19 protein-coding genes are annotated in these 23,138 nt (G+C 67.5%); 11 read left to right on the top strand and 8 right to left on the bottom strand.

Annotation, left to right across the window (positions count from 1 at the left end):
* Positions 1-14: 14 nt before the first annotated feature.
* From pcaDC to AB4Z27_RS20470, 4 genes are all read left to right on the top strand, one after another.
* Entirely contained in the window at positions 15-1,184 is a 1,170-nt protein-coding gene (pcaDC, locus tag AB4Z27_RS20485) for a bifunctional 3-oxoadipate enol-lactonase/4-carboxymuconolactone decarboxylase PcaDC (RefSeq protein ID WP_441645120.1), read from the top strand.
* 47 nt (positions 1,185-1,231) lie between these two features.
* On the top strand, positions 1,232-2,428 hold the full coding sequence (pobA, locus tag AB4Z27_RS20480) for a 4-hydroxybenzoate 3-monooxygenase (RefSeq protein ID WP_441645119.1): 1,197 nt from the start codon (positions 1,232-1,234) through the stop codon (positions 2,426-2,428).
* 93 nt (positions 2,429-2,521) lie between these two features.
* On the top strand, positions 2,522-3,076 hold the full coding sequence (locus AB4Z27_RS20475) for a lipocalin family protein (protein ID WP_441645118.1): 555 nt from the start codon (positions 2,522-2,524) through the stop codon (positions 3,074-3,076).
* Positions 3,077-3,207: 131 nt separating this feature from the next.
* Positions 3,208-5,895: a tannase/feruloyl esterase family alpha/beta hydrolase gene (locus tag AB4Z27_RS20470; RefSeq protein ID WP_441645117.1), complete on the top strand. Its 2,688-nt coding sequence runs from the start codon at positions 3,208-3,210 to the stop codon at positions 5,893-5,895.
* An 88-nt stretch (positions 5,896-5,983) separates the two neighbouring features.
* Here the strand turns inward: AB4Z27_RS20470 and AB4Z27_RS20465 are convergent, their stop codons facing one another.
* Positions 5,984-7,675, bottom strand: a complete 1,692-nt coding sequence (locus AB4Z27_RS20465; RefSeq protein WP_092301446.1) for an ABC-F family ATP-binding cassette domain-containing protein — start codon at positions 7,673-7,675, stop codon at positions 5,984-5,986.
* Between the two features lie 236 nt (positions 7,676-7,911).
* Here AB4Z27_RS20465 and AB4Z27_RS20460 point away from each other — a divergent pair, with 236 nt between their 5' ends.
* Entirely contained in the window at positions 7,912-8,844 is a 933-nt protein-coding gene (locus tag AB4Z27_RS20460) for an MBL fold metallo-hydrolase (protein WP_441645116.1), read from the top strand.
* A 100-nt stretch (positions 8,845-8,944) separates the two neighbouring features.
* Here AB4Z27_RS20460 and argC read toward each other — a convergent pair whose 3' ends face one another.
* A complete protein-coding gene (argC, locus tag AB4Z27_RS20455) occupies positions 8,945-9,868 on the bottom strand; it encodes an N-acetyl-gamma-glutamyl-phosphate reductase (RefSeq protein WP_441645115.1) in 924 nt (307 codons plus the stop codon).
* A gap of 129 nt (positions 9,869-9,997) precedes the next feature.
* Here argC and AB4Z27_RS20450 point away from each other — a divergent pair, with 129 nt between their 5' ends.
* A complete protein-coding gene (locus AB4Z27_RS20450; protein WP_441592547.1) occupies positions 9,998-10,882 on the top strand; it encodes a LysR family transcriptional regulator in 885 nt (294 codons plus the stop codon).
* A 122-nt stretch (positions 10,883-11,004) separates the two neighbouring features.
* On the top strand, positions 11,005-11,658 hold the full coding sequence (locus AB4Z27_RS20445) for a dihydrofolate reductase family protein (protein WP_441645114.1): 654 nt from the start codon (positions 11,005-11,007) through the stop codon (positions 11,656-11,658).
* 46 nt (positions 11,659-11,704) lie between these two features.
* Here AB4Z27_RS20445 and AB4Z27_RS20440 read toward each other — a convergent pair whose 3' ends face one another.
* A complete protein-coding gene (locus tag AB4Z27_RS20440; RefSeq protein WP_441645113.1) occupies positions 11,705-12,667 on the bottom strand; it encodes a LysR family transcriptional regulator in 963 nt (320 codons plus the stop codon).
* A gap of 120 nt (positions 12,668-12,787) precedes the next feature.
* On the opposite strand from AB4Z27_RS20440, the gene AB4Z27_RS20435 reads away from it, so the two are divergent.
* From AB4Z27_RS20435 to AB4Z27_RS20420, 4 genes are all read left to right on the top strand, one after another.
* On the top strand, positions 12,788-13,909 hold the full coding sequence (locus AB4Z27_RS20435) for a hypothetical protein (RefSeq protein ID WP_441645112.1): 1,122 nt from the start codon (positions 12,788-12,790) through the stop codon (positions 13,907-13,909).
* 91 nt (positions 13,910-14,000) lie between these two features.
* On the top strand, positions 14,001-15,002 hold the full coding sequence (locus AB4Z27_RS20430) for a tripartite tricarboxylate transporter substrate binding protein (protein WP_441645111.1): 1,002 nt from the start codon (positions 14,001-14,003) through the stop codon (positions 15,000-15,002).
* 130 nt (positions 15,003-15,132) lie between these two features.
* A complete protein-coding gene (locus AB4Z27_RS20425; RefSeq protein WP_441592552.1) occupies positions 15,133-15,456 on the top strand; it encodes a hypothetical protein in 324 nt (107 codons plus the stop codon).
* Between the two features lie 314 nt (positions 15,457-15,770).
* Positions 15,771-16,265, top strand: coding sequence for a BON domain-containing protein (locus tag AB4Z27_RS20420; protein WP_092301422.1), 495 nt, complete (start codon positions 15,771-15,773; stop codon positions 16,263-16,265).
* Between the two features lie 116 nt (positions 16,266-16,381).
* Here AB4Z27_RS20420 and ku read toward each other — a convergent pair whose 3' ends face one another.
* The 5 genes from ku to ligD form a co-directional block, all read right to left on the bottom strand.
* Positions 16,382-17,401 carry a non-homologous end joining protein Ku gene (ku, locus tag AB4Z27_RS20415; RefSeq protein ID WP_441645110.1) on the bottom strand — a complete coding sequence of 340 codons (1,020 nt, stop codon included), beginning with the start codon at positions 17,399-17,401 and terminating at the stop codon, positions 16,382-16,384.
* A 12-nt stretch (positions 17,402-17,413) separates the two neighbouring features.
* Complete coding sequence (locus tag AB4Z27_RS20410) at positions 17,414-17,590, bottom strand: hypothetical protein (RefSeq protein ID WP_441645109.1); 177 nt, start codon at positions 17,588-17,590, stop codon at positions 17,414-17,416.
* A 14-nt stretch (positions 17,591-17,604) separates the two neighbouring features.
* Positions 17,605-19,680: a response regulator gene (locus AB4Z27_RS20405; protein ID WP_441645108.1), complete on the bottom strand. Its 2,076-nt coding sequence runs from the start codon at positions 19,678-19,680 to the stop codon at positions 17,605-17,607.
* 228 nt (positions 19,681-19,908) lie between these two features.
* Complete coding sequence (locus AB4Z27_RS20400; RefSeq protein WP_177220017.1) at positions 19,909-20,283, bottom strand: hypothetical protein; 375 nt, start codon at positions 20,281-20,283, stop codon at positions 19,909-19,911.
* 151 nt (positions 20,284-20,434) lie between these two features.
* Positions 20,435-23,107, bottom strand: a complete 2,673-nt coding sequence (gene ligD / locus AB4Z27_RS20395; protein ID WP_441645107.1) for a DNA ligase D — start codon at positions 23,105-23,107, stop codon at positions 20,435-20,437.
* Positions 23,108-23,138 lie beyond the last annotated feature (31 nt).

The raw sequence follows: 23,138 nt of genomic DNA, 5'->3' as shown, positions 1-23,138 counted from the left end.
ACAAGGAGACCACGTTGCCCTATCTCGACCACGCCGGCGCCCGGCTGTTCTACACCGTCGATGGCCCGGACACCGCGCCCGCCATCGTCTTTTCCAACTCGCTGGGCACCGATCACACGATGTGGCAGCCGCAGGCCGCCGCGCTGGCGGGCCGCTTCCGCGTGGTGCGCTACGACGTGCGCGGCCACGGCCGCTCCACMGCGCCCGAGGGCGCCATCACGGTGGACGWGCTGGGCCGCGACGTGGTGGCCATCCTCGACGCCCTGCAGATCGGGCAGGCCGTGTTCTGCGGCCTGTCGATGGGCGGCCTTACCGGCATGTGGCTGGGCGCGCATGCGCCGGAGCGCTTCAGCCGCATCGTGCTGGCCAACACGGCGGCCAAGATCGGCACGGCAGACGCCTGGAACAGCCGCATCGACATGGTGCTGCGCGACGGCATGGCGCCGCTGACTGATGCCTCGCTGCAACGCTGGTTCACGCCGGGCTTCCTCGCCACCGCCGGCCATGCGCTCGATGACCTGCGCGCGGTGCTCGCTGGCCTCGACCCGCGTGGCTACGCCGGTAGCTGCGGCGCCGTGCGCGACGCGGACCTGCGCGAGGCCGTGAAGACCATCCCCGTGCCGGTGCTGGTGATTGCGGGCAGCGACGATCCATCGACCACGGCGGCGCAGGGCCGCGAACTCGCCGCCGCCATCCCCGGGGCGATCTATGTCGAACTGCACGCCGCGCACCTGTCCAACCGCGAGCAGCCGGGCCGCTTCACTGCCGCGCTGCTCGACTTCATCCTCGGCCGCCGCCCGGTGACCGACGACGCCGCGCGCTATGAGGCCGGGCTATCGGTGCGGCGCGACGTGCTGGGCAGCGCCCACGTGGACCGCTCGCTGCAACGGATCTCGCCGCTGACCGAGGAATTCCAGAACCTGATTACCCGCTATGCCTGGGGCGAGATCTGGACGCGCGAGGGCCTGCCGCGCCATACGCGCAGCCTGATCACGATTGCGATGATGGTGGCGCTGAATCGCTCGGAGGAGTTGAAGCTCCATCTGCGCGCCGCCGCCAACAACGGCGTCACGCGCGACGAGATCAAGGAAGTGCTGTTGCAGACCGCGATCTATTGCGGCGTGCCGGCGGCGAATTCGGCGTTCCACATGGCGGAGGAGGTCTTCGCCGAGCTTGACCGGTAGTTGGTAGTCAGCCGCACACCATAAAAAAACAGATCGGGAGACAGGCCATGGGTCAGCAGGGCAACGGCATGCCGCGCGCCACGCGCGTGGCGATCATCGGAGCAGGGCCGGCCGGGCTGTTGCTCGGGCAACTGCTTACCGTGGCCGGCATCGACAACGTCATCATCGAGCAGCGCAGCGCCGAACACGTGCTGGGGCGCATCCGCGCCGGCATCCTCGAATCGGTGACCGTGGATGCGCTCACGCGCGCCGGCGTGGACCAGCGACTGCGCGCGGAGGGGCTGCGGCACCATGGCATCGAGCTGTCGTACCAGGGCGCGCGCCACCGCATCGACTTCCACGCGCTGATTGGCCGCGACGTCACCGTGTATGGCCAGACCGAGGTCACGCGGGACCTGATGGCGGCGCGCGCAGCGTCTGGCATGCCCATCGTCTACGAGGCCACCGAGGTCTCCCTGCACGATTTCGATACGGACCGGCCCCGCGTGACCTTCCGCCACGCCGGCAGCGCGCACGAACTGGCCTGCGACTATGTGGCCGGCTGCGATGGCTTCCATGGCGTGAGCCGGGCCAGCGTGCCGGAGGCATCGACACGGATCTTCGAGCGGGTCTATCCGTTCGGCTGGCTCGGCGTGCTGTCCGAGACGCCGCCGGTGGCGGACGAACTGATCTACGCCAGCCACGAACGCGGGTTTGCGCTGTGCAGCATGCGGTCGAAGACGCGCAGCCGCTACTACGTGCAGGTGCCGGCCACGGAGCGCGCGGAGAACTGGTCCGATGCGCGCTTCTGGAACGAACTGCGCGCCCGGCTCGACCCCGCCGCCGCGCAGGCGCTGGTCACCGGCCCGAGCATCGAGAAAAGCATCGCACCGCTGCGCAGCTTCGTCTGCGAGCCGATGCGCTTCGGGCGCCTGTTCCTGGCGGGCGATGCCGCGCATATCGTGCCGCCCACCGGCGCCAAGGGGCTGAACCTGGCCGCCAGCGACGTGCTGTACCTCGCCGACGGGCTGATCGCCCAGTACCAGCACGGCGATCCGGCCGAACTCGACGSCTATTCMGCGAAATGCCTGCGGCGCGTGTGGAAGGCGGAGCGGTTCTCGTGGTGGATGACCGCGCTGCTGCACCGCTTCCCCGATGCCGATGCGTTCGCGCATCGCATCCAGCAGGCCGAACTCGACTATCTGGTCGGCTCCGAGGCTGCCTGCCGGGCGCTGGCCGAGAACTACGTGGGGCTGCCGGCGTAGGACGCTTGCCGAGGCGCAAGTCGTCTGCCGGCGGACAGCAGGGGGCGGCGATGGCACGCGACAATGGCGCTATCGCCCCCCCGGAGGTCCRCCATGAAGCGTGTCGTGCTCGGGCTTGCTGCCCTCGYTGCCCTCACCACYGCCGCGCTGGTCCCGGCGCGCGCCGAGCCGGCCGCGCCGCTGGCGCCCATCGCCTCGCTCGACGTGGCCCGCTACATGGGCACGTGGTACGAAATCGCCAAATACCCGAACCGCTTCCAGCGCCAGTGCGCCGGCCACACCACGGCGCAGTACGCGGCGCGKTCCGATGGACGCGTCGATGTGGTGAACCGCTGCCGCAAGGCGGATGGGACGAGCGATGACGCCACCGGCGTGGCYCGGCCGGTGGGGGAGGCCGGCACGCCGAAGCTGGAGGTGCGATTCGCCCCGGCGTGGCTGTCCTTCCTGCCGTGGGTCTGGGGCGACTACTGGGTGATCGACCTCGACCCCGGCTACACGCTKGCTGCCGTCAGCGAGCCGGGCCGCGACTACCTCTGGATTCTTTCCCGCACGCCCACCGTGGATTCCGGCGCCTATCAGGCGCTGCTGCGCCGGCTGGAGGCGAAGGGCTTCGACATCACCCGGCTCCAGGCTACGCCGCAGGACTGACGTCCATCCATCCATATTCATGAAGTATGGATGCGCCATCCGACATATATTTTACGTAGCACCAAGCCGGTGATACCGTCTCGCTCCAACATGCGGCACAAGCACCGCATGCGCTTGGAGGAGACCACAACATGACATCCGGATCGAACGTCCGGCGGCGCCTGGCGCTGCTGGCGGCTGCCTGTGCGGCCACTGCATTGATGGCCGCGTGCGGCGGTGGCGACGACGCCCCGACGGCGTCGGGCGGGGCGCCCAGCACCGGCGCCCCCGGCACTGACAACCCCGACATCCCGACCCAGCCGACCCAGCCGACGTTAAGCGCGCTGGAGGCCTGCAACGCGCTGAACGGCGCCAGCCTGCCGGCCTCGGCGCTGACGCTGGCCTCGGGCGGCGCCACGGTCAAGGCGGCTACGCTGGTTGYCGCCGATGCCACCGGCAACACGCTCGGCGAGTACTGCCAGGTGCGCGGCACCATCGCTCCCGTGGACGCTGCCGCGTCCAACATCAACTTCGCGGTGAACCTGCCCACGCAGTGGAACGGCAAGGGCATCCAGTTCGGCGGCGGCGGGTTCGACGGCACGCTGATCGACGGCACCGAGACCGTACGCTTCGCGCTGCCGGACGACCCGGCGCCGCTGGCGCGCGGCTACGCCACCTGGGGCGATGATTCCGGCCACCAGAGCACCAGCATCACCGATGGCCGCTTCGCCACCAACGACGAGCAACTCGCCAACTATGGTGGCGACACGCTCAAGAAAACCCATGACGTGGCCCTGGCGATGATCCGCCAGCGCTATGGCCGTGCGCCCACGCGGGCGTACTTCCTCGGCACCTCCACGGGCGGGCGGGATGCGCTGAGCTACATCCAGCGCTGGCCGGCCGACTACGACGGCGTCATCGCCAACGAGCCGGCGCTCAACTACACCGGCACGCGCCTCTCCAACGTGGCCGTGGGCCGCGCGCTCTACCTGAACGGCGGCGCCGGCTGGCTCAACATCAACAAGACGCTGATGGTGCAGGCCGCTGCCATGGCCGCCTGCGACACGCTGGACGGCGTGGCCGACAAGGTGGTCAGCAATGTCGAGGGCTGCCGTCTGGGCGCGATGCAGGTGCTGGCCAATTTGCGCTGCCCCGGCGGTACGGACACGGGCGACACCTGTCTCTCGGATGCGCAGATTGCCACCGTCAAGACCATCGAGCAGCCGCTCCAGCTGACCTACCCGCTGGCCAACGGCGTGACCGTGGCCGGCGGCTACAACATCCTGGAAGGCGCGCTGGTGGCGGGGCCGTTCACCACACGTGACCTCGGCACGCGGCCGGTGCCCGGCAATCCGGCCACCACGGCGGATTCGAACATGTACCTGACCGGCGACCAGTGGGTGAAGTACTTCGTCACCCGCGCCGCCACGTTCGACGCGCTGACCTTCGACCCCGCCAGCCCGGGTAGCTGGACCTCGCGCGTGCAGACCGTCTCGGCGCTGACCGATGCCACCAACCCGGACCTGTCCGCGTTCCTGGCGAAGGGCGGCCGGCTGATMCTGCTGCACGGGCTGGCCGACGAGGTCATCAGCCCCAACTCGACCATCGCCTGGTACAAGGCCGTGATCGCGCGGGTGGGGCAGGCGGCGGTGGACCAGGGCATCACGTTCTACACGGTGCCGGGCATGGGCCATGGCACGGGCAGCTTCCTGCCGGCGTGGAACTCCCTGACCGCACTCGAGAACTGGGTGGAGATGGGCGTGGCGCCGGGCCAGCGKACGGTGATGGACACCAACGCCGGCACCTATGGCCGCACGCGGCCGCTGTGCCAGTACCCGGCGTGGCCGAAGTACAAGGGCTCGGGCAGCCAGGACGCGTCCATCAACTTCACCTGCGAGGGCGCGTCGGGCATCGTGCAGTCCTGCCTGAACCTGCCGGCCGTGGCCACCACGTGGAAGGGCGGCAATACCAACGGCGAGGAACTGTCGGTGCGTGTGGACCCGGCCACCCTCCAGTACACCGTGACGATCGATGCCAGCCTGCAACGGACCGCCGGCGTGACGCGCACCGGCCAGCTTGTCTCGCAGGGCGGGTGCACTTATGCCAGCGACGAGAACGGCGCCAACTTCACCTTCACCGGCGGCGGGGTGCTGGCGGGCGGGGTGAGGCCGCTCTCGGGCGCTGGCTTCCTGCCGCTGGTGGCCTTCCAGACCGTGTCGTCGGACTTCAAGGCGGTGGCCGACATCTACAACGTCAATGGCGTGCAGACGGCGGTGGCGGGTGGCGCGGTGACACTGCGTACCGGCTCGGCACGGCTGCGCTCGTCGGCAGCCACGTGGCAGACCTGCTCGGCAACGGCGGCGGGCGGTTTCATGGTCTATGACGCGGCCTGCGCCAACACCAGCAAGGGCTACATTGTCTGGAACCCGGCGCGCAACGCGTTCGACTACTTCGTGGGCGGCACCATCGCCGCCGGCGACGGCGTGCTGAGCGGGTCGCTGATCAGCGGCATCGTCAACGGCAAGCCGGTGCCGCTGGTCCTCACGCGCTCGGCCACGGCCTACGGGATGAACGTGTACGCCTCGCAGCCCACGGCACCGCTGACGGCGGGCGCGGCCGATGGCCGGTATCGCTTGATGGGCACCGATGGCAGCCAGGTCAGCGCCGACCTCAACGCTACGGCCATCGTGCGCGACGGCGCCTCGGGCGTGCTGACCTACAACCAGCCGGTGGCGGGCGTGCTCGACGCCTCGGGCGGGGTGGTGGCGTCGTACCTGTCGAACGGTGGCCTGCTGATCGGTACGTCGGCGGGACGGTTCGAGCTGGGGTTACTGAATTGATGTGATGCGGTGATGACGAAAAGGCGGGCCTTGATGGCCCGCTTTTAGCGCTCCTTTTTGGGCGGTAGCGCCGGCCCCCGCCCGCGATTCATTCCGCTATCAACTTCCAATGTCTTCCGTCTGACTCCAGCCGGTGCGTCAATCGAAGCGACTGCAGGAAACGTGTGTCGTGAGAGGCCACGACCAGGGCGCCGGGATAATCGTCCAATGCCTGCTCTACCGCCTGGATGGATTCCAGATCGACGTGATTGGTCGGCTCGTCCAGCAATAGCAGTTGCGCGGGCTCGGTGCTCCACAGCACGCACGCCAGCGCACCCTTGAGTCGCTCACCGCCGCTCAACGCACCGGACGGCAGGTTCACAAGGTCGGCGTTCAAGCCCAGCAGCGAAAGATGGCTGCGCAATACCCCGTCCGGCAGCGGCGTTTCCAGTTCATGCAGGCGTTCGAGAACCGACAGGTGGGGTGGCAACACGCTGGTCGCTCGCTGATCGAGCCATGCGCTGCGCACGCCGGTCTGGCAAATGCCAGAGACCGGGGCAATGGTGCCCGCCAACATCTTCAGCAACGTTGTCTTGCCGCTGCCATTCGGACCGGTCACGGCGACGCGCACGGGTCCCGCCAGCGTCAGCGTAAGGGGCGCACTGTCTTCCGGAAACGGCGCGACGGCGTCTTCCAGATGGATCACGCGTTTGCCAGCCGCAATGGCAGTTGCTGGCAGGATAAGTGCGACAGCTTTGTCGGGCTCGATTCGACGTGCTGCCAATTGAACCGCCTCGTCGAGCTTGAACTGCACGTCCTGCTGGCGAAGTCGCTGCCGGCCTGCAAATACCTCTGCGCCATCCTTGCGGCGGCCCATGGCGATCCCCGGAAGATTCGCGTCCTTTGCGCCTTTCGTCTGACGTGCGGTGCGGCGCTGTTGGGCGTCATGTTGACGCTGCGCCGCACGCTCGGCGGCGTCGCGATCCGTCCTTGCGCGGTTGAGCGAAGCCTGCGCCGCCGCCGCTTCGGTGCTGCGCTGAGCCTGATAGAGCGTGTAATTGCCGCCGTAACTGCGCATCCCGCCCGGTGTCAGTTCGACGATGCGGTCCATCAGGTCCAGCAATTCCCGGTCGTGACTGACGAGAATCAGGCCGCCGGTCCATCGCTGCAACTTGTCACGCAGCCATTCGCGCGCGGTGTGATCCAGGTGGTTCGTGGGTTCGTCGAGGACCAGGCCCTCGGCGTCGGAAAGGAAGGCCCCTATCAACGCCACGCGGGTGAGTTCGCCACCGCTCAGCGATCCCGCCAGCCCTTTTGGGTGCAGGTGCGGCAGTCCGCTGTCCGTCAGCGCCTGCTCCAGACTGGCGCGGATATGCCACCGTCCATCGAGTAAATCGAAGTCGGTGGGATGCGGCGTACCGCCTTCCATTCGCGCCAGCGCATCGAGWATTGGTGTCAATCCGGCGACATCGGCAACCGTCGCGCCTTTTGCGGGGACGATTTCCTGCGGCACGTAGGCGACCGTGCCATGGCGCGTGACCTGCCCGGTCTCCGGCTGGAACAAACCGACCAACACCCTCGCCAGCACACTCTTGCCCGCGCCATTCCGGCCGAGCAAGCCGGTACGCTCGCGCTGGAAGGTGTCATTCAGATCGTGTAGGAGCGTCCTGCCGTCCGGCAACGTCACCGTGACATGCCGCACGGAGATGGAGAAACCCGTGGCGTCCGGTGGGAGGCCATCGGAAGCAACGGGAGGCGCAAGCGTTAATACCCCAAGGGCTTCGCGTTCGATATCCGCCATAGTCGAATTCAAATGTTGATACAGCCGAGTGTCTCACGAAGGCCGGCGATTGTTGCCGCCAGGACAACATGCTGAGGGCCTTCACGATACTACTGGCGCCGGCTCCGCCTGACTACACTGCGTCACACGGTAGGTCGAATCGCGAGCACAACGAAGCGCGCGAATTTCGCGGTCGTTCTCGTCCACCGCGCCGCCTCACGCGGCTCACCCCACGCAAACCAACAGGACTACTGAAAATGAGCGAAACAATCCACAATGTGCAGCCGGTTATCGCCAACGTTGGCAAAGAAGGTTTTGGCGAACTCGTGTCTTCCCGCTACGCCGTGCGCGTGGGTGACGTCGACGTCCTGCTGATCAGCGATGGGGTTCTGCCGCTGCCGACCTCCACCATGTCCACCAACGTGAAGGAAGCCGACCGCAACGAATGGTTCGACGATCGCTTCCTGCAGCGCGACATGTTCGACTGGGCGCTGAATATCGCCCTCGTGCGCAGCGGCGACCGTCTGATCCTGGTCGACTCCGGTGTGGGCGACGGTTTCGAATACTTCTCGCGCGCCGGTCGCTCGGTGCTGCGCCTGGAAACGGCTGGCATCGACCTCGCAGCCATCACCGACATCGTGATTACCCATATGCATATGGACCACGTCGGCGGGCTGAATGTGGATGGCGTCAAGGCCAAGCTGCGCCCGGACGTGCGCATTCACGTGGCGGCCGCGGAAGTGGAGTTCTGGAAGAACCCGGACTTTAGCAAGACCGTGATGCCGGAAGCGGTGCCGCCCGCGCTCCGCAAGGCCGCCGCAACGTTCGTGGAACTCTACAGCAAGAACATCGTGCAGTTCGGCCAGACCGTGCAAGTGGCGGCGGGCGTGTCGGCGCGCGTGACCGGTGGCCACACGCCGGGACACTGCGTGGTGGACGTCGCATCGAAGGGCGAGAAGCTGACGTTCGTCGGCGACGCGATCTTCGAGGTCGGCTTCGAGCATCCCGCATGGCAAAACGGCTTCGAGCACGAGCCTGAAGTGGCGACGGAAGTCCGCATCGCGCTGCTCGATGAAGCCGCCGAAACCGGCTCCATGCTGGCCGCCGCGCACATCGCGTTCCCGTCCATCGGTCATATTGCGAAGAACGGTGATGTCTACCGCTTCGTGCCGGTGCAGTGGGATTACTGATATCGGTTGCACTGACGACTGTCAAAGAAGCCGCCGCGAGTTCACAAGACTCGCGGCGGTTTTTTTTCATCGCATGCTGGACGAATGCGCGACGCGTCTTCTACGCGAGCATCAGGTCCAGGTTTTGAATTGCGGCGCCGGATGCGCCCTTGCCGAGATTATCGAAGACCGCAGACAGGAGRACGTGCCCGTGCGCCATGCCGGGAAATACGCTCAAGCGCATGTCGTTTGTGCCGTTCAGCATTTGCGGATCCAGCTGCTTTACGGCGCTCGATTCTTGCAGCGGCAAGACATGTACGTGGTCCGTCTTGGCATAGTGGCGCGCGAGGCAGGCGTGCAACGTGGCGCCATTTGCGCCGGGTGCCAGCAGCCGCAACGTTAGCGGCACCGTCAGCACGATGCCCTGGCGGAACGCTCCGTATGCAGGGACGAAAATGGGCGGCTGCGCGAGCCCGGCGTGCTGCTGGATCTCCGGCGTGTGCTTGTGCGCGAGTTCCAGGCCATAGACCTGATATGAAGGCGCGTTAGCGGCTCCCGGCCCCTCATATTCCTCCACGCCGGCGCGTCCGCGTCCGGAGTAGCCCGATACCGCATGAATGCTGRTGGGGTAATCGCCCGGTATCAGCCCCGCTTGCACCAACGGACGCAGCAGGCCAATCGCACCGGTCGGATAGCACCCAGGGTTGGTGACCCGACGTGCGTTGGCAATGCGCTCGGCCTGCCCCGGCGCCATCTCCGGAAATCCGTAAGTCCAGTCCGGCTGTGTACGGTGGGCGGAGCTTGCGTCGATGACGCGAACCGCAGGATTGACGATGGTGGCCACTGCCTCGCGCGCGGCGGCATCCGGCAAACAGAGGATGGCGATGTCGCAGGCGTTGATGGCTTCTGCGCGACGCCGCAAATCCTTGCGCTCCGCAGCAGCAAGCGTAATCAGCCTGATGTCGGTCCGGTTACGGAGCCGTTCGTGGATGAGCAAGCCGGTTGTGCCCTGGTCGCCATCGATGAAAACAACGGGAGAGCTCATACGTGAAAGACTCCGCTGACTTTGGGTTGTAAGAAATAGAGAGAAGCCTCATATTGCGTSGACCACTACAATAGAGAAAGTTGAATTTCATAACCTGAACATTCAGTTTTCCTGAACCTGGACGCCGACATGCGAGAGATCAGCCTGGACCGCCTGCGCACGCTGGTCGCCATTGCAGACCGCGGCTCATTTGCCGAAGCGGCGCGTGCATTGCACCTGGCGCCGCCAACGGTCAGCCTTCATATCGCTGAACTGGAAGACCGCATTGGGGCGCCACTCCTGTCGCGGAAGCGCGGACATGTCAGGCCGTCGGCGATAGGGGAGGTGCTGGTGGAGCGCGCGCGTCGACTGCTGGCCGATGCGGAGCAGGCGTTGGATGATATTCAACGCCAGGTGCAAGGGCTCGAAGGGCGCGTGCGGCTCGGTGCGTCGACTGGCGCGATCGCGCATCTGTTGCCGCAAGCGCTTGAAGTGCTGCGCCAGCACCATCCCGCCATCGACATTCAGGTTGCGGTGCTGACTTCACATGAAACCTTGTCCCGACTGGCGGATGGGACGCTGGACGTTGGGCTGGTCGCACTCCCTCAGCCCCCGGTGGCTGGACTCGTGATCAAGCCTTGGCGGCGCGACCCCGTGATGGCCTTTGTGCCGGCGCATTGGCAGTGTCCGGCCCGCGTCACGCCTGATTGGCTCGCTGCCCAACCTCTCATTCTCAATGACGCGACCACGCGTCTTTCACGTCTGACTGCGGAGTGGTTCGCGGCCGGGGGGTGTCATCCTGCGCCTCGCATTCAGCTCAACTACAACGACGCGATCAAGAGTCTGGTAGCGGCAGGTTACGGCGCCGCGCTGTTGCCTCATGAGGCGACGTCGCCATTGCCCGACACGCGCATTGTCATGCGTCCGTTGCGCCCGGCGCTGTGGCGTCGGCTCGGCATTGCACATCGTGCGGGGTACGTTGAGCGTTCGACGCAACACGTGCTTGATATGTTGCGGGATCTGCGCTTGGCGTAGGCGTTGTCCTTTTCCGCTGCATCGTCGCACCGTCCAATGGCACTATTTGTGGATCCAGTCCCGCATCTGAACAACAGGATGACTTATGTATCACCTGTCAGGCGTCTACACGGAGGAAAACGATGGCACGCGTTCGCGTTGAAGGCTTCACCATTTCGCTCGACGGATACGGAGCGGGTCCGAACCAAGACCTCAGCCATCCGCTCGGCGTTGGCGGGACGGAACTCCACCAGTGGCTAGTCCCGACACGCACCTTCCAGCAAGCCTTGTTCGGCAAGGAAGGCGGTACGACCGGGATTGACGACGATTTCGCCGCCCGAAGCTTTCAGAATGTCGGCGCCTGGATTCTTGGGCGGAACATGTTCGGACCCATTCGTGGGGATTGGCCGGACGAAAGCTGGAAAGGCTGGTGGGGAGATAGTCCGCCKTACCACGTTCCGGTCTTCGTCCTGACCCATCATGCTCGGCCTTCCATCGAGATGGAAGGYGGCACCACGTTCCACTTCATAACAGGCGGCATTCGCGAGGCGCTCGACCGTGCACGCGACGCCGCTGCCGGCATGGACGTGCGGATCGGCGGTGGGGCGCATACGATCCGGCAGTATCTTYGCGAGGGCCTGATTGACGAGCTGCACATTGCAATCTCCCCGGTCCTGCTTGGGCGGGGAGAGTCGCTGTTCGACGGGGTTGACCTGGTGGCGCTGGGATACCAATGCGTGAAATCCGTAGCGTCGGAGAAGGCTACGCATGTGATCCTGCGGCGCCAGGCGCGCTAGGACGCCTAGTCACGCGTTGAAGGCCGACATTACTGAAGGGCCGATTTCAGTCCGGCAACGCCTCGCCCACCGCGTCCCGATCCTTCCTGTGCTTGGCCGCAATCCGATGGGTCAGCGCCACCAGCGCCGCAACGGCCGGGTCGGCGTCGTTGGCCCGGTAGCCAAGGGTGAGCGGGGCGCGCAGGCGGTCGGTCTCGACCATGCGGCAGTAGGCCACGCCGTGGCGGTTGAGCCCGGCCATCGACGCCGGCACCACGCTCACGCCGGCGCCAGCCGCCACCAGATTGAGGTTGGTCAGCATCCGTTCCACCTCGGCGCCGATGCGCGGCGTGAAGCCCAGCGCCTCGCATTCGCGCAGCAGGTCGCCGTACATGCCCGGCGCGCCGGGCCGGCGGACCAGGATGAACGGATCGCCCTTCAGTTCGCGCAGTGACACCGGCGTGCCGGCGGCCACGCCTTCGGCCGCCCGGCGGCGCAGCAGCGCGTGGTCCAGCGGCAGGGCGATCACCATTTCYTCCTCGAGCAGGAGGTCGAAGCGCACGCCTTCCGGGTGTTGCACCGGGGCGCGCAGCAGCGCCGCGCTGAGCGTGCCATCGGCCAGTTGCTCGATGGCTTCGGCCGCGTTGCGCTCGGTCAGGGAGAGCGTCACGCGCGGAAACTGCCGCCGGCACGCGCGTAGCACCTCGGGGGTGAGCTTGTGCGCCGCCGCCGAACTGGTGAAGCCGATGGCCAGCGCGCCTTCGTCGCCGCGCGCCATGCGCTGCATGCGCGCGCGCATTTGCTCGATACGGGCGAACAACTCCACGGCGTCGCCATGGAGCGCGGTCCCGGCGGCGGTMAGGGCCACGCCGCGCGGCTGGCGGTCGAACAGGGACACGCCCAGCTCGGTCTCCAGCGCCTTCAACTGCTGGGAGAGCGGGGGCTGCTGGATGCCCAGCTGCTCGGCGGCGCGGGTCACGGAGCCGGTTTCGGCCACGGCCAGGAAATAACGCAGGTGTCTCAGTTCCATCGGTGGTCCGATATGTCGTGAATATGGCAGATGCCGAAAGCATATATTTTACGAGCGGGCCCGGCCAGCCTAGTATTGGCGTTTTGCCGGATACGGCAGACATAAGACCAAGGAGACACCATGCCCGGCGCGCCACGCTTCGCCCGATTCACCTTGCTGATGGCCGCCACGGCGGCGCTTGCTGCCGGCTGCGCCAGCCAGCCCCCGGCGCCTTCCGCCTCTGGCGAAGCACCTGCCACATCCGCCGCCAAGCCCCAATGGCAGCGCGTGCACCTGGGCAGCGGCGCCGGCTATGACTTCCCGGTCTACGCCAACCATCCGCTGACGGCGGACCTGCGCGGCATTCGCGAGGTGGTATTCGTGCAGCACGGCCTGCAGCGCAATGGCGACGATTACTACGCAGCCGGCGCCGCACTGCTCCAGGCCAGCGGCCGCAAGCCGGAAGAGGTGCTGCTGATCGCCCCGAACTTCCCCGGCACGCCCGATGCCGCCAAGCACTTCGACAACATGCCAGTCTGGACCGTGCAAGGCTGGATCGGCGGCGAAGACGCGGTGTCCGGCCCCGGCGCCGGCGTCAGCTCGCTCCAGGTGCTGGACGACCTGCTGGCCTTCGTCACGGACAAGTCGCGCTTCCCCGCCGTGAACAAGGTCACCGTGGCGGGCCATTCGGGCGGCGCCCAGATCGTCCACCGCTACGCCGTGCTGAACAACGTGGACGAGCGCGTGCGCGCGGGCGGCATCGATCTGCGCTACGTGGTGGCCAATCCCTCGTCCTATCTCTACTTCACGCCGGACCGGCCGGTGGCGCCTGATCTCAAGCGCTTCGCGCCGTACAGCACCACGACCTGCGCGGACTACGACAAGTACCGCTACGGCATGCAGGACATGGTGGCCTACGCCAAGGGCGCCAATGGCATGACGCTCTACCAGCGCTACATGCAGCGGCAGGTCACCTATATGGTGGGTAGCGAGGATAACGATCCGAATCACCGTGTGCTCGATAAGGCATGCGGCGCCGAGGCCGAAGGCCCCACGCGCCTCCAGCGCGGGCGCGCCTACCAGCGCTACGAGCAATTCCTCGCCAAGCCGGGCCAGACCAGCCGCCATCGCGCCTTTGAAGTGGTGGGCGTGGGGCACGATCAGGCGCGCATGTTCGGCTCGCAGTGCGGCGCGCARGCGGTGTTCGGCATGGAACCAGCCGCCAACGCGGCGGGCGCCGTGTGCCGGGCACCGCAGCTGTGAGGGCCTGGGCAAGACGGGGTTTGCCCCCAAGGCGGGCAGGGCGGGCTGGTGCTAGCATGCCGCGAGCTATTCGACTCGCGCCCCTGCATCCATGCCGTTCCCTCCGGTTCCGCCTGACCGGGCCCGCCGCCGCCTGACCCATGGTCTGGCGGGACTGGCCGGACTGGCGGTACTCCCGCTGTTCCCCCGCGCCGCATGTGGCGCAGACACCACGCACCTGCTGGTCGGCTATGCCGCCGGCGGGGGTGCCGACCATATCGCCCGTCTCGTCGCCGACAGCCTGACCACGGACGGCGTGCCCACCATCGTCGAGAACCGCCCCGGCGCCGCCGGCCAGATCGCCCTGCACGAGGTGGCGCGCGCCACGTCCGGCCCGCGCACCTTGCTGCTCGGCACGGTAGGCTCGGTCAGCATCGGCCCGCTATTGGCCGCCGCGCCCGAGCCGCCGGCCACGCCGTTGCAGCCGGTGGCCATCGTCGCCACCACGCCGCACGTGCTGCTGGCCTCCGCGGAAGCGCCCGCTGCCACGCAGACGCTCCAGGCCCGGCTGGCCGAAGCGCGTCGGCGCCCCGGCGAACTGGCCTACGCCTCCCTCGGCATTCATTCCAGCGCCCATCTGGTGGGCGAATTGATCTGCCAGCAGGCGGGTGTGTCGATGAACCACGTGCCGTATCCCGGCAGTGCGCGCGCATTGGTCGATCTGCAGGGCGGACACGTGGCGCTGCTGGTGAGCACGCTGCAGGCCGCGTTGCCGCTGATGCGTCAGGGCAAGGTGCGCGCGCTGGCGGTGACCGGTGCCGCGCGCAGCCCGCTCGCGCCGAACGTGCCGACGTTCGAGGAGGCCGGCGTGCCCGGCATGCGGCAGGRCGCCTGGTACGGCGTGCTGGCGGCGCCCAGCATGTCCGCGCGCGCCTGCGCGGCGCTGGCGGACCGCTTCACGCGGCTGCTGCGCACGCCGGCTCTGCGGCAACGTCTGGGTCAGGACGGCGCCGAGCCGCTGGCGCTCACCGGCACGCAGGCTTCCGACTACCTGGCGCGCGAGCGCGAGGTCTGGCGGCAGGCCATCGGCCGCGTGGCCAGCCGGCTCGCCTGACGGTTCGCCCGGGCGCGCTGCCTATATATAGAGGGAATCCCACGAAAGACGCCGGGGCACCCTTGCGAGTGCCCCGGCGGTGGACCCCGAGTTATCTGCGCGCCYTGAACTTCAGCGCACTGCGGCAACCGTGGAAATGCCGCGCGGGGTCCGAAAAGACGAAGAGGAAGCCGACTTACGGCTGGCGGCTCTTGTCCTGGTCCTTCTGGCCACCTTGCTGGCCTTGTTGCCCTTGCTGGCCGCCTTGCTGACCGCCACCTTGCTGGCCTTGACGGCCGGACTCCTGTTGCTGCTGGCCACCGCGTTGGTCCTGGTTGCCCATCTGGCCCCCGCCCTGGCGTTGTTGGTCCTGGCTGCCACCTTGCTGGTTACCGCGCTGGCCGGGTTGCTGCTGCTCTTGCTGCTTCTGGCCCGGTTGGGATTGGTTCCCCTGTTGCTGCTGTCCCATTGCTAGTCTCCATGTCGCGGCGAGGCTGCCGCAGGCCCAGAGTCGCAATGGCCGTGCCAAGCCCTCGGAGGTTGAGAATGTGGGGGAAAAGTGGGGGTTATGGCATCTTTAGGGCATCTGTCAGACATACAGGTAACGCATGCGTGGCTCCCCATGTGCGCCGATTTACAACGCGTGCCGTGTTTTTACCGGTCGGGCGCGTCGCCCACGTGGCCCCGGCGCGGAAAACCGCCGCGAGGCCCTGTCCACGCGTCATTTGGGCGATCTGGCACGCGATGTGCAGAACAGTGGCTGTCACTTCCTCAACAAGGAGATCGAGCATGAAGACAGCACAGACCCTGCGCATTACACGTATTGCACTGATGACCGCCGCGCTCGCCGCTGCGGGTGGCGCGCATGCCCTGGACATGGGGGGTGGCGGCTTCATCAAGGTGGCCGACACCAGTGTCCGCAGCGATAACAGCGCGGCCCCGCCGGCAAACAATGCGTCGGGCATGCCTGGCCATACCGAAGGTGACAAGGAAAAGCGTCCCGCCGCGACCACTGACGCCAAGATGGACGCCAGCGTGGACAAGGGCGTGGATAACTCCAAGCAGGTTGTCACCGACAGCGCGTTGACCACCAAGGTCAAGACGAAGCTGCTGGCGACCAAGGACCTCAAGTCCACCGGCATCCACGTGAAGACCAAGGACCGCGTGGTGGCCCTGACCGGCACGGTGCCGACCAAGGACCAGCACGAGATGGCGCTGGAAACGGTGCGCTCGGTGGAAGGTGTGAATTCGGTGCGCGACAACCTGAAGGTATCGTCGCGTTAATGCACACGCGCTAGTTTTTTATGCGCGGCGACCTCGTCGTCGCCCTCTGCGCGGAGCCGCGGTCATCCCACGTACCGCGGCTCTTTTTGCGGCTCGTCTTGCGGCTTTGACTTCGGTCAAGCCGCTTTGCGCTTTTTGGCGGGGGCGGCCTTCCTGGCTGCGGTCTTCTTCGGCGCGGCTTTCCTGGTCGCCGCTTCCTTTGTCGATGTCTTTGTCGATGCCTTTGTCGATGCCTTCTTCGCCGTCGCCTTCCCCGCAGCCTTCTTCGTCGCCGGCTTTTCCTCTTCCTCGTCATCCAGAAGATCGGCATTGCGGCTGGCCGGCCTGGCCGGTGCCTTGCCCCGATGGCCGATGCTCTGCTTGAGCAGCGCCATCATGTCGATGACCTTCGCGCCCTTGCCGCTGGGCGCCGCTTCCTCGGACGCCGGCGTCAGCAGGTGCGTCTTGCCGGCCTTGATCTTGGCGTGGATGCGCGCCATCAGGTCTTCGCGATAGGTGTCGCGGTACTGCTCCGGCTTCCAGTCCTCGCTCATGTCCTTCACCAGCCTGGTGGCCATGGCCACCTCGCGCGGGGTCGCCGCCTTGCCCTTGCCACCAGAAGGCAGGCTGAGATCCTCGATCGGCACCACCTCGTCCGCAAAGCGCATCGTATTCAGCACCAGCGCCTTGCCCACCACCAGCAGCGCCGCCAGGTGCTGGCGGTTGCGCAGTACCACCAGCGCCAGCGCGGCGCGGCCGGTCTTGCGCAGGGTCTCGTGCAGCAGCGCGTAGCCGCGCTCGCCGCGCTTGTCCGGCTCCAGGTAGTAGGGGGTGTCGAAGTAGTAGGGCGGAATGCTGTCCGCTTGCACGAAGCTGACGATGTCGACGGTCTGCGTGGCCTCGACGTTGGCCTGCCGGAAGTCCTCGTCGYTGAGCACCACGTACTCGTCCTTCTCGTACTGGTAGCCCTTGACGATGTGCTCGCTGTCGATGACCTTGCCGGTGTGTTTGTTGATGCGCTGGTAGCCCACCGGCGCCATGTCGCGCTGGTCCAGCAGGTCGAGGTCCAGCGTATGGCTGCGCGAGGCGGTCTTCAGCGCGACGGGGATATTGACGAGGCCAAAGCTGATGGCCCCTTTCCAGATGACGCGGGACATGGCCCGTGGCCCCTACGCGCGCTGCGGCGGCGGGGGCGGGAGATCGCCCGGGGGCGGATCGCTGACCGGCTCGGGCGGACCCGGCGGCGGCTCCGGCGGCGGGGCCTCGGGCGGCGGGGGCACGATGTCGGGTTCGGGCGTGATGTGCAGGTGCAGGGGCAGGGGCAGGGGCAGGGGCTGATGCAGCATGAGGCTCCTCGGGGTCAGGCGTCTAGTTCATCGAGCATGCGGGTCAGGGCACCGAGGTCGGCGGGTTTGACCAGATGCAGGTCGAACCCCGCCGCGCGCGTGCGCCGGCGGTCGTCGGGCTGGCCGAAACCGGTCAGCGCCACGATGCGCGCGTGRCGCAGCTCGGGAATCTCGCGCAGCCGGCGCGCGGTCTCGAAGCCRTCCATGGTCGGCATGCCGAGGTCCAGCAGCACCACGTCCGGCCGCACGCTGGCCGCGCACGCCACGGCGCTCTGGCCATCGGGCGCCGTSACCACGGTGTGGCCGAGCGTCTCCAGCGTCAKGGTCATGGCCTCCAGCGCATCGACGTTGTCATCGACSAGCATGATGGTGTGCGCRGTGCCCGGCTGGGGGCGCGATTTCCCGGTCGGCGGATGCCAGTTCTGCCACGGTTCCACGGGCAGTTCCACGACGAAGGTGCTGCCCATGTTGCGGCCCGGGCTTGCGGCGCTGACCCGGCCGCCATGCAGCGTGACCAGCTTCTGCACCAGCGTCAGGCCAATGCCGGCGCCTTCGCGCGCGGCAAAGGTATCGGGATCCGTGGCGGCCGGCTGGGGCGCGTCGCCGTCCCGGTCATCGTGCTCGGCATGCAGCGCGGCCAGTTTCGGGGCCCGGTTGGCGGCGACGCTGGCCGCCGCGATCGACGCGGCATCGGGCGTCGGCGTTTCTTCCAGCGGATTGCCGGACTCCGGCGCCAGCGGATCGAACAACTGCCGTTGCAGCGCCTGGGAAAGCCCGGCGCCGTTGTCGCTCACCCGCACGATCACGCGGCCATCGGCTGCGGCGGCCTCCACGGCCAGCGTGCCGCCCTCGGGCGTGTACTTGGCGGCGTTGTGCAGCAGGTTGGCGAAGATCTGCGTCAGACGGACCATGTCGCCGCGAATCGGCAGCGGCTGCTCGGGCAACGACAGGCGCAACGTGTGCCGGCGTTCCTCCAGTAGCGGGCGCACCGTTTCCACGGCCGTGTTCAGCGCACCGCGCAACTCCACGAGGTCTCGCCGCAGGGTGATCTTGCCCTGGTTGAAGCGGGACACGTCGAGCAGTTCGTCGACCAGCCGGGTCATGTGATGCAACTGCCGGCCGATGATGTCCCGCGCGCGGAACATGTCCTCGCGGCTTGGGGAGAACTGCTGGAGCAGGTCCACCGCGCTGCGCATCGGCGCCAGCGGGTTGCGCAGTTCGTGGGCCAGCATGGCGAGGAATTCGTCCTTGCGGCGTTCCTCGTTATGCAGCGTGCGCTCGGCGCGCTTGTGGCGCGTCACGTCCTGGCAGATGCCCGCCACGCGCAGGCAGCGGCCATCCGCCCCGCGCACGGGGAAGGCGCGCATATGGACTTCGCGGATCTCGCCGTTGGGGCGTTCGAGCTGGAATTCGGTGTCGAGCAGGCCATCGCGCAGCATGCTCTGCCATTCGGCTTCCATGCGCGAGCGTTCCTCGGGCAGCACCCATTCGAGCCAGCGGTGCGGGTCTTGCAGCACCGCCTGGGTCGGGCGGCCCCAGAGCGATTCGAACGAGGGGCTGACGAACAGGAAGCGTCGGGTGGTCGGGTCGAGAATCCAGACCACATCGGCCAGCGCCTCCGCCAGTTGGCGGAACAGGTCTTCGTTTTCGTGCAGCGCCTGCGAGGTGCGGCGGAAGGCATCCTCAGCCCCGCGCATGCGCAGCAGGGCGTTGATGCTGGAGACCAGTTCCTCCGACTCCACTGGCTCGATCAGGAAGCTGTCGGCGCCGCCGTTGAGCGCCTGTACGCGCCGGTGGGAATCGGACATGCCGGGTGACGTCAGCAGCACCAGGGTGCGCGCGCTCTGCGGATCATTCTTGATCAGGCGGCAGACTTCCAGTCCGTCCACGTCGGGCAACTGGGTGCCGAGCAGCACGAGATCCGGGGTGTGCTGGCGGACCAGCGACAGCGCAGCCTGGCCGTTCGACGCCTCCAGCACCGAGAAGTCGGCCCGGTGGAGGATCCGGCTCTTGACGTAGCGCGGCCCCTCGCGGTCTTCCACGTTGAGAATCAGCGGGCGCCGGCTGGGATGGGCGGTCGAGGCGTTCATGGCTGGCAGGCGGCAGGATCGGCCGCGATAGTGAAGACGGATGCCCGGAGTGCGCCACGCGTGGCAAGGCCGGCCGGACGTGCCGGCAGGGCGGCGTCAGGTGTCGGGAATAAGGATCGTATTGTAATAATTACCTGCATACCGCCCGGTTCCGTTGTAGTTTCGACATGCGAAGTTCAGGCTTGAAAAGTGGCGATAAATTCACGTGCTCTTTGCTGTGATGGGCTGTTATTTGCGCTGCGCCTCGCCGCTGTGGGCTTCCGCGCTGGGCGACGTCCCGCCTTGCGGGCCTGCCGAGCCCGGCGCCTCTACGGACTTTTGCGGCACCTTGCTCTCCGAGGTCTGACCGCTGGGGCTAGGGCCCTTACCGAAGCGGGCTGCCAGTTTGTCCTGCACCGCCGCCAGTTGAGCCGCCTGCACCTTGGCTTCCTCGGCTTCCTTGACCTTCTTGGCCTCGGCTGCCTGCTGCTGTTCAGGTGTGGGCGGAGGCAGCTTGGCCTCGGCGGTGGAGGCCAGCAGGACGGCCAGTGCGAGCGTCAGCCCGCCCAGGACCGCGCGTTGCCAGAAGTCGTTCGAGAACCATGGGTCAGGGAGATGTTTCATCGGATTTGCCTCGTCTTATGTGCCGGCGTGGGCGGGGGTTTTCCGATGGGAGTGGCAAGAAGCGTGCCGCGCATGCCGAGGCGCTGACAGACGGAGCCGGACAGGCCGCCCGGGCCAGTGCCGGACGGCCTTCGGGGTGGTCCTGCCGGGCTCAGGAGCCGGCCAGCCGCTTGCTGGCCTGGGTCAGCGTCTGGCGTACGGCGTCGTGCCCGGCCCACGGGTCGTGCCGGGCCATTTCCTCCAGGCGCGGGCCCACGTTGGCGATGGTCCAGTGCGCCGCCGAGGTCAGGTCGGCCAGTTCCTCCCAGGCCACCGGCACGGACACGCCCAGCCCGGGCCGCGCGCGTGCCGAGAACGCGGCGGCCGTGGTAGCCCCGACACCGTTGCGCAGGTAATCGATGAAAATCTTGCCAACCCGGTTGCGCGGCCCGCTCTTGGCCACGAAGCGGTCGGGAATCATGRTCGCCATGTGCTGCACCACCGCCTGGGCGAAGTCCCGCACGGGGTCCCAGCCCCAGTTCGCACGCGGCGCCAGCGGCACCACCACGTGCAGGCCCTTSCCGCCGCTGGTCTTCAGGAAGCTTTGCAGCCCCAGTTCGTCCAGCAGCCCCTTGGTCAGCGTGGCGGCCTCCCGGATGGCCGGCCACTTCACCCCCTCGCCGGGGTCGATGTCGAAAATGACCCGGTTCGGCCTGTCGAGGCTGCGCGCCACCGCGTTCCAGGTGTGGAACTCCACCACGTTGAGCTGCGCCACCGCCACGATGGCCGCCTCCGTGGCGATCTCCAGCAGCGGCGGATGGCCGGGCCAAAGCTTGGGGTCGAGCGGCTTCACGCCGTCGATCTTGAGGGTGTCGCCGTGGCGCTGGAAGAACTGTTCGCCATCCACGCCGGACGGGGCGCGCACCAGCGCAATCGGCCGACCCTTGAGGTAGGGCAGCATCAGCCCGGCGGCGCTGGCGTAATAGCGCACGAGGTCGCCCTTGGTCAGCCCGGTGGAGGTGTCGATCACCCGGTCCGCATGGCTGACGACGATCTTGCCGATGGTCTCYTTGGCCGGGGCTTTCCTGGCCGGGGCTTTCTTTGCTGCCGACTTGGCCGCCTTGGCCGACGTGCCCGACTTGCCCGACTTCGCCGCCGCCGCCGGCTTCTCCACCGACACCGCGCCGGCCGGCTTGTCCGTGCGCAGGCCGTGGAACACCGAATGCCGCACGCGGCCCTCCTTGGTCCACGCGCCGAAGGACACCTCCGCCACCAGCTTCGGCTTGACCCAGTGGCCGCGAATGCCGCGCGGCAGGTCGTCGAACGGCGGGGCGTCCGTGACCAGGGGGTCGAGCTGCTTGCGCAGCGTGCCGAGCATCGCCGTGTCGAACCCCGTGCCGACGTTGCCGGCGTAGCGCAGCTTGCCCTGCGCGTCGTGCACGCCCAGCAGCAGGGAGCCCAGCCCGCTGCGGCTGCCCTTCGGGTCGGTAAAGCCGCCGATCACGAACTCCTGCCGCAGCGTGCATTTGAGCTTGATCCACGTGTTGGCGCGCGTGCTGACGTAGGGCGCGTCGTTGCGCTTGCCGATCACGCCTTCCAGCTTCATGCGGCAGGCGGCGGCGAGCATCTCGTCCGGGCTGGCCTCGAAGCTCTCGCTGAAATGGAGCCGGGGCGCGGTGTTGGCCTCGAACAGCCGGCGCAGCAGCAGCCGGCGCTGGTCCAGCGGCACGGCGCGCAGGTCGTGGCCGGCGTAGTAGGGGAGGTCGAAAGCGTAGAACTGGATGGCGTCCGCGCGCAAGGTCTCGAACGCGTTCTGCAGCGCCTGGAAGTCGGTGATGCCCTGCGCGTCCACCACCACGATCTCGCCGTCCAGCCAGCCGTCGGGCAGGCCCAGCGTGCGGATCTCCGCCGCGAGGGCGCGCAGCTTGGAAGTCCAGTCGTTGCCCTGGCGGGTGAACAGGCGCACGTCGTCGCCATCGACCCGGGCCAGCACGCGGTAGCCATCGAACTTGATCTCGTACTGCCACTGGCTGCTGTCGGCCGGTGCCTTCTCCACCAGCGTGGCGAGCTGGGGTGCCAGCGCCAGTGGCAGCTTGGCTTTCTTGGCGCCCTCGGGCAGGGCGGGGAGGTCGCGGGCCTTGGCCTTCTTGGTGGCTGCTGACTTGGCCGATTTGGCCGGTGCCTTCTTTGCAGCCTTCTTCGCCGCCTTGGCCGTGCCGGCCAGCACGCTGTCCGGCATGGCGTCCACCACATTGAAGGCCGACGCGGCCTGCGCGTACTCGTCGCGCTCCTTGATCAGCAGCCAGCCGTTGTCGCGTTGGTCGTCGCGCTGGCGCTTGCCGCCCATGCGCACGAGGGTCCAGTGGCCCTGCAGCTTCTCCCCGCGCAGTTCGAACTTGAGCTTGCCGTCCCGATAGCCGGCCGCCGGGTCGCCATCGGGCACCCAGGTGCCCCGGTCCCACACGATGACCGTGCCGGCGCCGTAGTGCCCGGCCGGAATCACGCCTTCGAAGTTGGCGTAGTCGAGGGGGTGGTCCTCCACGTGCACGGCCATGCGCTTGTCGGCCGGGTCGTAGCTCGGCCCCTTGGGCACGGCCCAGCTCTTCAGCGTGCCGTCCAGTTCGAGCCGGAAGTCGTAATGGAGCCGCCGCGCGGCGTGTTTCTGGATCACGAAGGACAGCGCCGGCGCCGCGCGCTTGCGGGCGGTCTTGGTTCCCTTGGCTGCCTTGCCCCCGCTGGGCTCCGGCGTGGCCGCGAAGTCGCGCTTGCCCCGGTACTTGCCGAGCGGTTCGGCGGCGTCCGGAGCGGGGTCGGCGGCACGGGTGGCACGGTTAGGTTGAGCCATGATCTGTCCTTCGGAGGCGGCGGGGCTGCGG

Source organism: Cupriavidus sp. KB_39 (assembly GCF_052114485.1).
GTDB lineage: Bacteria > Pseudomonadota > Gammaproteobacteria > Burkholderiales > Burkholderiaceae > Cupriavidus.
The sequence above is the reverse complement of the archived record's forward strand: the minus strand, read 5'-3'. Positions and strand labels throughout refer to the sequence as shown.